The organism is Arcticibacterium sp. (genome assembly GCF_055134445.1).
Genome location: NZ_JBSRVI010000166.1, coordinates 80,217 through 95,183 on the forward strand (window position 1 = coordinate 80,217; position 14,967 = coordinate 95,183).

At 37.3% G+C, this 14,967-nt stretch carries 7 protein-coding genes; 4 read left to right on the plus strand and 3 right to left on the minus strand.

Annotated features, from left to right (window positions below; all coding sequences use genetic code 11):
• Window positions 1–146 precede the first annotated feature (146 nt).
• Entirely contained in the window at window positions 147–1,553 is a 1,407-nt protein-coding gene (gene lpdA / locus ACTBZY_RS22055) for a dihydrolipoyl dehydrogenase (protein WP_463048600.1), read from the plus strand.
• 78 nt (window positions 1,554–1,631) lie between these two features.
• Here the strand turns inward: lpdA and ACTBZY_RS22060 are convergent, their stop codons facing one another.
• On the minus strand, window positions 1,632–3,962 hold the full coding sequence (locus ACTBZY_RS22060; protein ID WP_463048556.1) for a sialate O-acetylesterase: 2,331 nt from the start codon (window positions 3,960–3,962) through the stop codon (window positions 1,632–1,634).
• Between the two features lie 307 nt (window positions 3,963–4,269).
• Here ACTBZY_RS22060 and ACTBZY_RS22065 point away from each other — a divergent pair, with 307 nt between their 5' ends.
• From ACTBZY_RS22065 to ACTBZY_RS22075, 3 genes are all read left to right on the plus strand, one after another.
• A complete protein-coding gene (locus ACTBZY_RS22065) occupies window positions 4,270–5,436 on the plus strand; it encodes a DUF4249 domain-containing protein (protein ID WP_463048557.1) in 1,167 nt (388 codons plus the stop codon).
• A 3-nt stretch (window positions 5,437–5,439) separates the two neighbouring features.
• Complete coding sequence (locus tag ACTBZY_RS22070) at window positions 5,440–7,824, plus strand: TonB-dependent receptor (protein ID WP_463048558.1); 2,385 nt, start codon at window positions 5,440–5,442, stop codon at window positions 7,822–7,824.
• A gap of 203 nt (window positions 7,825–8,027) precedes the next feature.
• The gene (locus ACTBZY_RS22075) at window positions 8,028–9,524 is read left to right on the plus strand and encodes an FG-GAP repeat domain-containing protein (RefSeq protein WP_463048559.1); all 1,497 of its coding nucleotides are present in this window, start codon (window positions 8,028–8,030) and stop codon (window positions 9,522–9,524) included.
• Between the two features lie 52 nt (window positions 9,525–9,576).
• On the opposite strand, the gene ACTBZY_RS22080 is transcribed toward ACTBZY_RS22075, so the two are convergent.
• Window positions 9,577–13,053, minus strand: a complete 3,477-nt coding sequence (locus ACTBZY_RS22080; RefSeq protein ID WP_463048560.1) for a VCBS repeat-containing protein — start codon at window positions 13,051–13,053, stop codon at window positions 9,577–9,579.
• A gap of 151 nt (window positions 13,054–13,204) precedes the next feature.
• Window positions 13,205–14,938: a RagB/SusD family nutrient uptake outer membrane protein gene (locus ACTBZY_RS22085; protein ID WP_463048561.1), complete on the minus strand. Its 1,734-nt coding sequence runs from the start codon at window positions 14,936–14,938 to the stop codon at window positions 13,205–13,207.
• Between the last annotated feature and the right edge of the window lie 29 nt (window positions 14,939–14,967).

The following is a 14,967-nucleotide window of genomic DNA, read 5'->3' on the forward strand; positions in this document are numbered from 1 at the left end:
AGTGAACCGAGAGCCGCAACTTACAGTAAGTCGAGTGCCTCAGCTTACATTGAGCCGAGTGTCTCAGTTAGCTTATATTTTGAAAGAAGGGGATAATATTTTAATTAAAAATTATGGGCACTGAGCCTGTAACAAATGAAAGAATTATGGATTTTGACATTATAGTTATTGGTTCTGGACCTGGCGGTTATGTTGCGGCTATTCGCTCGGCACAGCTGGGAAAAAAGGTGGCAATTGTAGAGAAATACAATGTTCTAGGAGGTACTTGCCTTAACGTTGGATGTATACCTTCAAAAGCTCTTTTAGACTCTTCAGAACATTTTCATAACGCTACACATCATTTTGCAGAACATGGAATTAAAATCAGTGCTCCAAAGGTGGATCTGAAAACCATGATAGGCAGGAAAAACGACGTGGTGACCAAAATGAATAATGGTGTTGAGTTTTTGATGAAAAAAAACAAAATTACCGTATTTAATGGATTCGGTTCTTTTGTAGACAAAAACACGGTCAAAGTAACCAAGACAGACGGGACAGAAGAGCAAATAAAAGGAACCAATGTTATCATAGCCACTGGTTCTAAACCTACTATTCTTCCGTTCATGAACTTTGACGGGAAAAGAATTATCACTTCTACAGAAGCTTTAAATCTTACAGAAGTACCTAAGAACCTGTTAGTTATTGGTGCTGGAGTAATTGGTGCAGAATTAGGTTCTGTTTATGCACGATTAGGAGCTAAAGTGACCTTTATTGAGTTTGCAGGAGGTATGATACCAACAATGGATGGTACACTTGGAAAAGAACTTCAAAAAGTGCTTAAAAAGCAGCATGATGCAGAATTCAACTTCAATACCAAAGTGACCAATATCACTAACACTGGGAAAGAAGTAGAAGTAACTGCGGAAAACAGTAAAGGTGAAACAGTAACGTTTAAAGGTGACTACTGTTTAGTGGCCATAGGTAGAAAAGCTTATACTGATAAACTTAATTTAGAAGCCATAGGAATTACGCCAGATAAGAGAGGGATGATTGAGGTCAACGATCATACTTTAGAAACATCAGTTTCTGGTATTTATGCTATTGGCGATGTCATTAAAGGAGCCATGCTGGCTCATAAAGCAGAAGAAGAAGGCGTATTAGTGGCAGAAACTATCCTTGGTCAAAAGCCCCATATTCATTACAACTTAATTCCGGGTGTAGTTTATACATGGCCAGAGGTCGCATCTGTAGGAGCCACTGAAGAAGAACTAAAGGCTTCGGGTAGAGCATACAAAAAAGGGCAATTCCCTTTCAAAGCATTAGGACGTGCCACAGCAAGTGGAGATACCGATGGTCTCGTGAAAGTATTGGCAGATAAAGATACCGATGAGGTTTTAGGAATACATATCATTGGAGCTAGAGCGGCAGATATGATAGCCGAGGGTGTAACCGCAATGGAATTTAGAGCCAGTGCAGAAGACCTTGGAAGAATATCTCATGCCCATCCTACATACATGGAGGCCATAAAAGAAGCAGCCCTAGCAGCTACAGATAATAGGTCTCTTCATTCGTAAAAAAACAATATTTACGCATAGAAAAAGGTCGGTTTTCACCGACCTTTTTCTATTTCAACGCTACAACCTTTTCGACCGTTACTTTTTGATTAACTTTTGAGTCAAAACCGTCTCATTGGCTTTATTGAAAAATAACAACACATAGTTTCCTTCCGCCACGCCATTTAAATCAATCTGGCCTTCATTACGCCTTAAAACAAATTCTCTAAGAAGTTGACCATGGATAGTATACAACTCAACCCTGTGGACATCCTGCTTTGATAAGGAATAATTTAAATTATTTAAAGTTGGGTTCGGATATATGACAGACTTATATTCTTCTTTTTGACCAAGAGTTATATCAAAAGCACTTACCCATAATGAATTCGATACTAAGCTATTACATCCATGTTTATCCCCTATAAACACAGCATACTCTGCTGAATCTCTTACGATATATAGATTATCTAATGTGGTTTCACTATAATGCCCATTGACGACCCAATGATAGGCTTTGGCAGGTATAGATGAAGAAACAAGGTTTCCGTCTTCTACTAGGAGCTCAGGTCTATCAGGGTTTATTTGGAGTAAACAATTGTCTTCTTCATCAGGTACTAAGTCTCCATCAGAATCAGGATCACAGACATCCCCAATCCCATCATTATCAAAATCGGACTGCATTAAATTTTTCCTATTTATACAATTGTCCCACGCATCAGGAATACCGTCTTGGTCGGTATCCAATATCTTCTTACCACTTAAATCAAAAGCCACAGCTTCAGACTCGGAGAGTAAACTTGTATATTTTAAAACAAGGATATCAGAGTTTGTTAAACTTTTAAACTCAATCTTCAATTTGTCATTAGCAAAAGTTTTCAAAAACACTAGACCATTATCTGTCAAATGATAAATCTCAAGTTCACAACTCCCGCACTCCTTTGCCCTAGATTCATTCATAAATAAGTTAAATGAACTTGAACTAAAAGACGAGCTATCAACAATTGGCCTTAACAGCTCTTTCTGAATCTCTACATCGTAAAACGTAAGGGCAGGAACTTCATCCTTATTTTTAATAAAAGGTCCTCCAAAAGGCTTCCCCTGAGGATCATTAAAAAAGCCTGGTAGGTAAGTGAGTTTATTTGATGGCAGTTGATCATAATTTAGGAATAGGTTTTTACCCTCCCTTTCTATAGATTTTATAAATCCGGAAATTCTATCAGCGAAGAATTGGTCCTTTATATAGCTAAAGTAATAGCCGAAATTTAGACTATCTTTTACAACAACCTCTTGATTAAAAACCAATTTGAGTCTTTTTTGTTCTTTCTGATCTATTAGTTTTTGTAGATCAGGGGTTTCATAGTTCTTTTCCCCTTTTTCAAAGGCCCAAAAACTTCTAAAAAGCCAATCCGCAAGAATACCATAACCTTCCAGACTATAATGAAGTCCATCAAAATACCAATAACTTATCCCAGTAGCAGGTACTACAGAAACGTCAGGATATATTCTGGTTAGCTGTCGTTTAAACTCTCTAAGTTTTCCTGCTTCCCAAAGAGCATGCGTATTCATCACGCCTAACTGATAAACATAAAATCTTTCTATTGCGGGCATGTCTAGTCCCAAATTTATTTTGAACTCATCAAATAAACCTGGATAGCTATTAACATCATCAAGACTGGTATTTGACTCTGATTCTCCCTGAAGAAAAACAAAACCCTTGATAGTCTTCACTTTGCTATCCAAAACTCTTTTTAACATTAAGCCATAAGGGGTGTGAACATCATATAGAAGTTCTGGATTTCTTTTGATAAGATATTTAAGGTCTACACCACCCAATGACGCATTAATCATCAAAATAGGCACTTCCATTTTCTCCGTATAGTTTTTAATAAACCATTTACCAAGACTTCCAACCTCAGGAAAAGTAGCATCATGCCAACCATCATCCTTATGACTCTTCAAAAAATAATGCGTATAATTTCTAGTATATTTCTTAGATATACTGTCATTCAAAACCCAATAGTTTGCATAAGAAACGGCGTTAGATTGACCATAAATAATAAAGGCATCTCCACATAATACCTTTTTCGCAGATTTTACCAACAAGGAGTCTTTTGCATTTTTAAGCCAAAACTCAAAGGAATACTCTGATAATTGAGCTTTTATAGGAATCTTAATCTGTATGTTAGAACCTGCCTTTAATTCCCCAACAACGGTACTTGAAGAAAAAACATTATCAATAAATAACTTCACTTCGGCTCTTTGATAATCTGTACTCAACATTTTACCAGAAATCTCTACGAGTGCCATATCTTTTTCATCGCGGGAATAGAGCTGCATGTTTTCGGGAAACGCTGTAAAGCTTACTTGTGCGAAGAGCAGACTACTTTCAAAAAACAAAAATAAAGTAGCGATTGTCCGGATAGATTTCATGGTTATGCGAATAGTTAAATTCAAAACTAATCAATCCATTATACATTAAAATCAACACCGCCTGTCCTGTAAAGAAATATTATTATACGGTAACAACAAGACGAAATTCCTTTATAGAAAACTATCCGTTAAAACACCTTTAGAAAGGTTCCATTATTCAAACAATTGTTCAATTAAGTGTTGAATTATCCCTAAAACGATAGAATCAAGCAATTTGTAAACCGTTAAAGAACTATCTCAGAATCTCTTGGGTTGGTCTTTAATTATATGCTTATATTCATCCTTTCAACCCTAGACTTAATGATAAATGAGGCTTAAAATTCCGCCGCTTTTACAAAAATTATGTGTAGTCGTCTTACTTTTCAGTATTGCCTGCGTAGACCCCTATTCAAAAAATTTCATAGTTGGTAAAACCATTTTTATAGTTGATGGAAAATTGACAAATAACGCGTCAAGCAATTACGTAAAACTTACCGAATCTACTCCAAACTCAGGGCTAAGCATTAGCTACTTACCCGTGGAAGGGGCTACCGTAAAAGTTATAGAAAATGGCACTAGAGATATAAACCTTACCGAAATCAAGGCTGGATATTACACTTATCCGAATGATTTTACCGGAAAAATTGGAAATACGTATAAGCTTGAATTCAGCACAAAAAATGGCAAGTACTTTGAATCTATGGAAGAAACGATGATTTCATCTGCCTCCATTGATAAAATTTATCATGCCTTTGATCAAAATGCTGTTCAAACCGCTACTGAGACCTTCCCTGGTCAAAAAGTATATATAGATACATCAGACCCCGCTTCTAGCATAGATTATTATATGTGGGATTGGGTTCTTTATGAATCTCAAGCCTATTGTAAAAGTTGCACAGATGCTTTATACTATAACGACGAAAGCACCGGCCCTTTAGGAGAATGTAGGGCTACCAGATTCTCAAGAGATGTAACTTACGACTATAATTGTTCTGGGGATTGCTGGGATAAGATAACATCAGAAAAAATCAATGTGATGAGCGATGAGTTTTCAAATGGGAAACCCATTAAAGCTCGATTAGTTGCCGAAATTCCTGTTTATCAGAAGGTTGGAGCCTTATTAGAGGTTAGACAATACGGAATTCCCAAAAGAGTTTATGACTATTTAAAATTAGTGGCTTCTCAAGGGCAAAATACTGGTGGACTGGCAGACACCCCTCCAGCGACTTTATCTGGTAATATTTCCAGTCCTGGAGATTTAGACCAGGCAGTTGCGGGATATTTCATTGTGTCTTCCGTGTCTCGAACCTTATATTGGTTGGATAAAAGCGATATCCCAGATAAGGTAATTGCCACGGGACTTTTTAACGGCAGAAAAGTAAATCCAGAACCGGCTGGAAACGATACAACCAGACCTCCTATGGCACCTTGTTTAGAAAGTGATACTAGAACACCATTTCAACCAGAAGGCTGGAGCAGCAAAGGACAAATTTAAGTTATGAAATATATTTTAATCCTACTCATAAGTCTAGGCTCTTTTGGTATTGCACTATCACAGCAGCGTTATATTCTTAAAGGTTCGGTACTAGACAGTGCCAATAAAGAACCACTGATAGGAGCTACAGTAACCATAGATTACGGAGACCAAACTGATTTTGTCAAAGAAGATGGTAGCTTCACTTTTGTTTTACCACGCAAAGATGTTGTTATTATTGTTAGGTATATCGGTTACATCCCTTTTAGAAAGAACCTAACACTTCCTGTAAGTGACTTGGTCGTTGAACTAAAGCTCGTAGAAAATACACTAGAAGAGGTGATTGTAAGTGGCACAGGTAATGAAAACGTTAAAAGGCCTATGATGGGCGTAAGTTCTTTGAACATGAAAACGGTAGAGAAACTCCCTTCGGCCTTAGGAGAAGTGGATCTCCTTAAAGGACTCCAAATGTTACCCGGGGTGTCCAGCGTAGGTGAAGCCTCTAACGGAGTGAATGTAAGAGGCGGAACTACAGACCAAAACCTCTTTTTATTGGATGATGCTCCTATCTTTAATCCAACCCATATGTTCGGTCTCTTTTCTGCATTCCCAGCCGAGGCCATATCGAAATTTGACCTTTATAAAGGAAATATACCCGCTCGTTTTGGTGGGAGAGCGGCCGCCGTTTTAGATGTAAAGCTACTTAATCCTTCCATGGACAAGTTTAAGATGTCTGGTGGTATTAGTTTAGTCTCCAATAAACTGATGGCTGAAATTCCCATTATCAAAAACAAAATGGCCTTAATGGTATCTGGACGAGGTTCATTTAATGATTTCCTCTTTCCTATAGTATCAGACAGACTTAAGGATTTAAAAGCAAAATTTGCAGACGGTGCCGCTAAACTCTTTTACCAAGTCAATGAAAAAAATACGATTTCTCTTTCTGCCTATTACAGTTATGACTTTTTCCAAACAGAAATGTTAGGCACCATAGCCAACATCAATGCCTCTGCTTCTCAGTTTCAATATGAAACTACCAATTTCTCAGGAAAATGGTTTTATAATATCAGCAATACTGCCAACATCCAAACCACAATAGTAAGTTCTTATTATCAGCCAAACACATTATTACCAGAAGTTAATAGTGATAACACTGTAAAAATCAAACAAAGTGTTGACTATAAACAGATAAAATCTAACCTTAATCTATATAAAGGCAAGCATAATTTTGAAATCGGGGTTGATGCTGTAAAATATGTTATTAACCCGGGAAATATTGAGCCAGGAAAAAGCGAAAGCGTACTGCCTATTAACACTCCTATAGAACATGGGCTGGAATTAGGAGCGAGCTTTGAGGATGTTATTACCATTAATGCTAAGACAAATCTTTCTTTAGGTCTCAGATACTCCCAATTTTTATCACTGGGTCCATCAAGTGTCAATGTATACAAAGAAAATGAACCCCGAGATGTGGTATCATTGATGGAAACGTTAACATACAATAAAGGCCAAGTGGCCCAAACCTATGGTGGTTTTGAGCCAAGAATTGGGTTCAGTTTCTTGATAGATGATAAGAATAGCATTAAAGCCGGTTATAATGTGGCTAGGCAGTATTTGCAGATTGTATCAAACACCACCACTCCCATTCCTACATCAAGGTGGAAATTATCTGATTTGAATATTTCGCCACAAGTAAGTCAACTGGCTTCTTTAGGCTATTTCAGAAACTCTCAAGGTAATGTGTTTGAGTACGCTGTAGAAGGTTACTTTAGAAAAACCAATAATATAATTGATTATAAACCTGGTGCAGACTTTCTATTAAATCAAACGCCTGAAACGGAAATTTTACAAGGTATAAATTCCTCGTACGGTGCAGAATTAATGGTTTCTAAGAAAAAAGGTGAAGTTACCGGCTGGGTAAATTACACTTATGCTCGCTCTATAAATCAAGTGGATGAAGGTCCTTTACTAGACCAACGGGTGAATTATGGACAAAAATATGCAGCTAATTATGACCGCCCACATACTTTAAATGCTGCAGTGGTCATAAATCAAGGTTCGCATCATGACTTCTCCTTTAACTTTACTTATTCCACCGGCAGACCCTTTACCTCACCTCAAGGTTATATTAAATACAGTGGTCAGGTATTACCTTTCTATTTCTTAAGAAACGACAGCAGATTACCTGATTATCATCGCTTAGACTTTGCTTGGAACATATATAACCCAAAACTTAGGAATAGAGAGTTCAAAGGTAATTTCGCCTTTTCCGTGTATAACCTTTATGGTCGAAAAAATGCCTATTCCATATTTTTCAGGTCCGAAGGAAACCTATTAAAACCCTATAAGTTGACTATTTTTGGGGCTCCAATACTTTCTTTATCCTACAAATTCACTTTTAATCATTAGAGAATACTAGAATAAGCTAGTTTATCCAAAAGCTCATAATCAACATTTTCCAAAAAATGATTTTGAAAAGTATTTAAGAAGAGTTTCCATTTATGTTTTTAATGAATATCTCGTTCATTATTCCAAGGATGATTTTTTACGTATAAAGCCCAAACCATTATATTTTCATTTCTTTGTCAAATTAACGATGCACTTCCCAAAAAATGAATTTTAAACTTATCCAAGCCTCTTTTTTATTTTTAGTTTTCGTCCAATTTTCATGCACCCAAAAGCAGAAAGGAGAAAAGTTAGCAGAAAGGAGTTGTGGAAGTTGTCACCAATTTCCCAAGCCCGAATTATTAGATAAAGCTACATGGCAAGAGCACGTTTTGCCAAGAATGGGGGCTTGGCTAGGAATGCCAGATAAAAGTCTCCTTCTAAAAGACATGAAAGGCGAGTCTTTATATACTGATGGTATATCGGAAAATCTAATTCCGCATGAGCCTCAAATATCAGAAAATGACTGGCAATTGATCCAGAACTACTATCTAGAAAATGCCCCGTCCAGTATAAATTTCGAAACTGAGCCTGCTTCTTTTGCTAATCTGGAAGATAAATTTGATTTCACTACCAAAAAGCTAAACACACTTAAAAGACCTGCGTCAAACACTTTAATTCATTTTGACAAAAACAGCAACCAATTTTATATCTCAGACCAAGCAGGCCTATTGAGCATATACGATAAAAATTTACGCCTCATAGATTCTATCCAATACGCTAGCACAATGTCCTCTATTGTGTTAAACCAGAATGGCGGGTTTGAGCCCTTGTTAATGGGGAAAATCAGGCCTAATAATGAACCTATCGGCACCTTGGTTAACAAGGATAAAAAGGAAATTATTACTGGATTGTTTAGACCCGTAAGTGTAGAAAAACTTGACCTCAACCAAGATAACCAAGACGACTATCTCATCTGTAGTTTTGGTTATCATATCGGAAGATTGTCATGGTATGAAAAGCTTGACAACAGTTTTGAAGAACATATTTTAATGCCAGTAGCTGGTTCCATTAAGACCATTACAGAGGATATCAATAAAGATGGATTAATTGATATTCTAGTTCTCATGACGCAAGGTAATGAAGCCGTATATTACTTTGAAAACCTTGGAAAGGGAGAATTTAAATTAAAGCCATGGCTAACCTTACCTCCGGTTTATGGTTCTTCGGATTTTGAATGGACAGACGTCAATAATGATGGATTCAAGGACATTGTTATTGCTTCAGGAGATAATGGCGACTTCACTTTAATCAGAAAAGCTTACCATGGTGTCCGTATTTTTATTAATAACGGAAAGAATCAATTCACTGAAAAACTGTTTTTACCACTCCAGGGTGCCACAGGACTAGAAATTAACGACTTTGACGGCGATGGCGATATGGATATTGCAGTCATTGCCAACTTTGCAGACTTTTCAAAGAAACCGCATAGAGGCTTTGTGCTTTATGACAACTTAGGCGATTTAAAGTTCAAACCATATATTTCCGATAAAACTGACGTAGGAAGATGGCTCATTATGGAAAAAGGTGATTTTGATTCAGACGGTGATACCGACATTATTCTGGGTTCACATCTTATTAACCTCATGGTTGACAGAACAGAACTCATTAAATGGAAAGACGCCCAAACAGACCTTTTAATTCTGAAGAACAAAAGCAAATAGGTCTATTCGCAATTTGATTGCGAACAGACCTACTTTCGGAATACTTTTGCTTTTATTTAATAACAATATTGGTGGCTCCTTTTGGAATAATCAGCTTTCTGGAAGACTGAGAAAGGAACGATGAACCAAAGTACGTTTCCATAAAAACTTTATGTCCGTTTAGCTCATATCTTATTTGTGAATCACTATCCTTTAAGTTATACAGCTCCCCTCTTTTTGGTATTTTGTATAACCTGGCTTTTGACTTATTTTGTGAAGCCAGAACCAGCTCCTCCTTATTGGCACTCATTAACTTCACCAAACTCCTAGCATCACCAGAGATATTCAATCCGCTGTTTTTGGCAACCTTAAACCCTCCTTTACCATCTCCTAATAACAAAATCCCATTAGAGGCATCAAGCTCTCCAACCAACAATTCATTGCCAAAATTATTTCCAATCATAAGGACGTCTAGGAAACCATCGCTATTATAATCATCTGTTAACAATCCATTTATTGGAGCAAATTGGACCTCTCTAGGTAAATCCTTGAGAGAAAACTTCCCGCCTCCCAAGTTCTCAATATAAGAGCTGGAGTTATGATTTAAGTAATGCGTCTTTGCCATATCCATTTCCTCTTTGGTTAAGGTATTTTCAAAGGTGGCAGAAGAAAACTCTTTATAAGTTGTAAAACGTGTCCGGAATGCATTGTACTGACGACTAATATCCCCTTTACCATTATATGGAGCCAATATTTGTCCGCCCTTCCCATCTGGAAAATATCTAAAAGGCAAAACGTCATATCTGTCGTTTTTATCGAAGTCTCCGGAAAGCAGCATGGCTGGATATTTTTGAGAACCTTTAAACAGGACATTTTCTCCAATATTACCGACGATGTAATCTATATCACCGTCTTGATCAAAATCTCCACTCGTTATGCTATTCCAAACACCGCTAAAATCTTCTAAACCAGAGTTTTCAAGCTTCTTTAACTTTCCATCAATATTTTCAAAAAATGTAATGACCGAAAAATCACCCGCTACCAATAAATCTCTGTCCCCATCATTATCATAATCTGTCCAAAGGGCATCGCAAACCATACCAAAATCTATCAGCTCGGGAGCCATTAGTTCAGTGACATTAGTGAATTTAGGTGCTCCTGATTTAGAATCATTCCTCAGAATTAAACTAGATGTGGCTTTAGGATATTCCATGGGCGAATTTCTCCCGGAAACAAATAGATCTAGATCTCCATCCATATCCATATCGGCAGCTCTAACACATGCCCCGCTAATGGTAAAGTTTGGTAGAGCAGATTTTACTTCCACAAAAGTCCCATTTCTGTTTTCATAGAATCTATCTTGGAAAGATGCTGCATTGGGAAAATCTTCATTTCCCCCACTAACCACATAGAGATCATTATCACCGTCTCCGTCGGCATCAAAAAGTAACACCCCTGTATCTTCCGAACGCTTCTGCGTAGTGTCTATCGCAGGTAATAAATCTTGCTCCTCAAAACCTCCAGATTGGTTCTGCATCAGAAACACACCCTTTTTAAATTTCGCACCGCCTATAAAAACATCATCTAAACCATCTCCATTAATATCGCCCACGGCCATTCCAGGTCCCATTTGTGCTACACTGAAAGGCATTGAACTTTGAATATTAAAGTCTAAGAAAGGAAACTCCTTATGTACGAAATTAAAGCTCTCCACTTCTTCAAAAACAGTATCTACTTTCTTTTTTGACCAGTCAAAGTCCTCCTTTGCATCTGCTATATCGAGGCTTAGAAACTGATTGGCTGCAATATTATCTAAAACCTGAAATTTACCATTAGGCCATACCACCTTTAATTGCTTTAGATGGGTGAGCTTACCTAAACCTATGTGGCATTCTGATGAGATAGTGGATTTATAGCCTCTATAAGGGTTTAATTCAAAGAAATAATCATTCTCTTCATTTATTGTTCCAATTAAAATCACACCTGTTCCGCCAGGATTCCGATTTTCCCCCTTAAAACTAAAATTCAAGAAATTGCTATGCTCCGGAGACTGCTCTCTAGTCCTATTTTCATAGATAAAAGCTAAGTCGTTGGTGTTATTGACCACGTAATCTAAATCGCCGTCATTATCCAAATCCGCGTAAGAAGCTCCGCTAGAAAAGCTTGGCATTTTCATTCCCCAGCTATTTGTCACATCCTCAAATCTTAAGCCATCCACATTTCTGTAAGCATAGTTACTAATTCGAACTTCTGGAATTTGACTCAACAGAAAATCCTTACTTGCTATTTTTGAAGCTTCTGATCGGTAAGTCACAAAATCTTTATCCGTTACATCTTTAGGAAAGCCATTGGTTATGAATAAATCTCTAAATCCGTCATTATCAAAATCTGCCAAGGACGGCGTCCAGCTCCAATCCGTTTCTGCAACTCCAGAAAAAAGTCCTATTTCCAAGAAATCCTTATCCAAACCGCTGTTCAGCTGTAAGGTATTTCTCATATACTGATTGGTATAATCAAACTGTTCAGAAGCTCTAAATTTGTCTGGATTAGTTTCTGATACAAACATCTTCTTTCTATAATTATCTTCGGGCATCATGTCCAAGGACACCATATCTGCCAGTCCGTCATTATTAATATCTGCTACGTCGTTTCCCATAGCATTATTACTGGTATGCTTAAAATAGGCTTTGGCATTATCCGTGAAAGTACCATTCTTGTTATTGATATATAGAATGTCATCTGCAGCATAATCATTGGTCACATAGATATCTTTCCAACCGTCTCTATTAATATCTGTTATGTTTACTCCAAGCCCAAACCCCTCTATTAAAATACCCGCCTCATTACTCACATCCGTAAAAACTGAATGACCCTTTTCTTCATCCCAATCGTTTCTAAACAATTGGTCATTATTAGGATAAGAACCATCTACTACCTTTTTTCGATAATAATTAGGGGTATGGTCTATGACGTTATTAAGAACATATAAATCTAAGTCGCCATCATTATCGTAATCAAAAAATGCTGCACCTTCTGTAAAACTATTACTGTTGACCCCATAAGCAGCTCCAGCCTCTTCAAATCTAAATTCTCCTTCTGCACCTTTATTAATGTATAATAAATTTTCTCTATCTGAGGCCAAACTATTATTGGTAGAACTCGCAGGAACATAAATATCCATCCAACCATCATTATTAATATCGACGGCCACCGCGGCGGTACACCATCTTTTAGTAGCAGCTATTCCGACAGCTTCCGTAACATTATCAAACTTCAGTTCTCCTTTATTTAAATAAAGCTTGTTTCCAGTCATGTTCGCACTGAAAAAGATGTCCTTCAAACCATCATTATTAAAATCAGCAATGGCTACTCCGCCCCCATTATAGGTATAATCATAGGTTAGGATATTAATAGAATCATTCTCTATGATTTGATTGTTAAAATCAACTCCCGTATGCTCACTGCTTAGTAATTTAAAACGAGAATTATTCCCTGAACAGGCCGTCAATAATATGCCTGTAAAAAGAAATATGAGAGGTTTGATATACATATTAAATGCGTTAATGATGAGTATAAAAAATAATTATGGCAATAAAAATCAACAAAATGACATGTATGTTGTATAAGGTTATGTAGTTAAATTGACATAAAAAAAGTGGCTAAACAAGTTTAGCCACTTTAATAAAATCAACTACTTAAATTTAATATCCAGGATTCTGCGTTAAAGCAGGCTGAATATCAATCTGTGATTGAGGTATTGGTAAATACTCATTTTTCCCAGCAGTAAATTTAGCACCACCAAATTTGGTAATTAATAACTTGCTATCATATGGTAAATACACTGTATTCAAGAACGTAGCCGCGTCTCCCCATCTAACCAAGTCAGGATAACGGTGTCCTTCTTGAGCTAGCTCAAGCAATCTCTCAAATTTCAAAGCTTTCATAGCCTCTTCCTTACCACTGAAAGAAGTATAAAGAGCTATTTCATACTTTGCAGCTGGACCACTTCCATCATATTCCATCACCCATCCTGCAGGATTTGCAGCACGAGCTCTAACTTTATTGATATGCTCTACAGCTTTAGCAAGACTACCTGCTTGAATTTCTGCTTCAGCAGCCATAAGTAAAACATCCGCGAAACGAATAATTGGAACGTTCATAGTGGCATATCCACGAGTCCAAGAGCTACCATCTGTAAAAGTATTTTCTTGAGTCTTGTAATAAACAAATTTCTTAGGAGAATATGGCCCTGCATAAGTTTGATCACGAATCCAAGCTTTACCTGGATGCTCTTGCCAATCTAAATAAGGTATACCTCTACGACCTACAGTGTGGTCTAAGCGAGGATCCACTGGACCTGCGTCTTCCGTAAAAGAAGCACTGGCTTCAATTTTGAAATCATTCTTAATCGGATTAGTACCCGAGTTATAAGAACCGTCTAGTAATGGTAAACCATTTTTAGTACGGAACTGATTCACCATTGTAAAAGTAGGTTGGTTAAATCCACAGCAGTTACCTGGTCCGTTTGTTCCAGTGTTATAAGGATAATTCAAATCATCAAACCAGTTAGCATTATTAACACTACCTGTGTTGTTTGAAGATTGAACAGCCCAAACAGCCTCTTCGTGGTTATCATTCTCTGCATTGAAAATTTGAGAGAAATCCGGCACTAAACCATATTTCTTACCATTAGTCGTTTGACCGTTAGCAATTACTTGATCAAATATCGCTTTCGCCTCAGCATACTTACCATCATAGATATAAGCCTTACCTAAATAAGCCGCAGCTGCCCATTTGTTCACTCTACCAGCATCTCCTTGAGTTTCTGGTAAATTGTTCATTCCAAATAAGAAATCCGCTTCAATAGGTCCTAGAAGTGCCGTGGTATTAGGAACATCTGGCAAATCTGAATCCGCAACGGTTTCATCAAAATATGGTGCTGAATTAAACATTCTTTTAAGATCAAAGTAATAGTGACCTCTAAGAACTCTAGCTTCTGCTATAATTCTGGTACGCACAGCGTCAGAAATTTGCGTAGATGCCGTTGCCAATCTAATCGTAGAATTGGCTCTTGCGATCCCTTCAAATTTAGAACCCCATAGTCCACCAATTTCACCACTGTTAGAGTTTACTTCATATCGCTGGATAGAATTCATTTGAGAGTAATCACCCGCATCTGTACCCTTATTGGATTCACCACCAAGTATGGAACCCATCCAGTTATTTGGACCAGCCGAACGGCCAAATCCTTTACCATTCAGCATCGAGTAAGCTCCAATCAAAGCTCCCTCAACACCAGCTTGGCTGTATAGTTGGGCTTCTCCTAAAGAACCCGTTGGAAGAACTTCTAGAAAGGAGTCTTTACAAGAAAACGTAAGCATAGTAACAGCCATTGCTGTTAATGCACCTTTCTTTATATTTTTTATATTCATCATTTTTATATTAAAATCAATAATGATCTGTT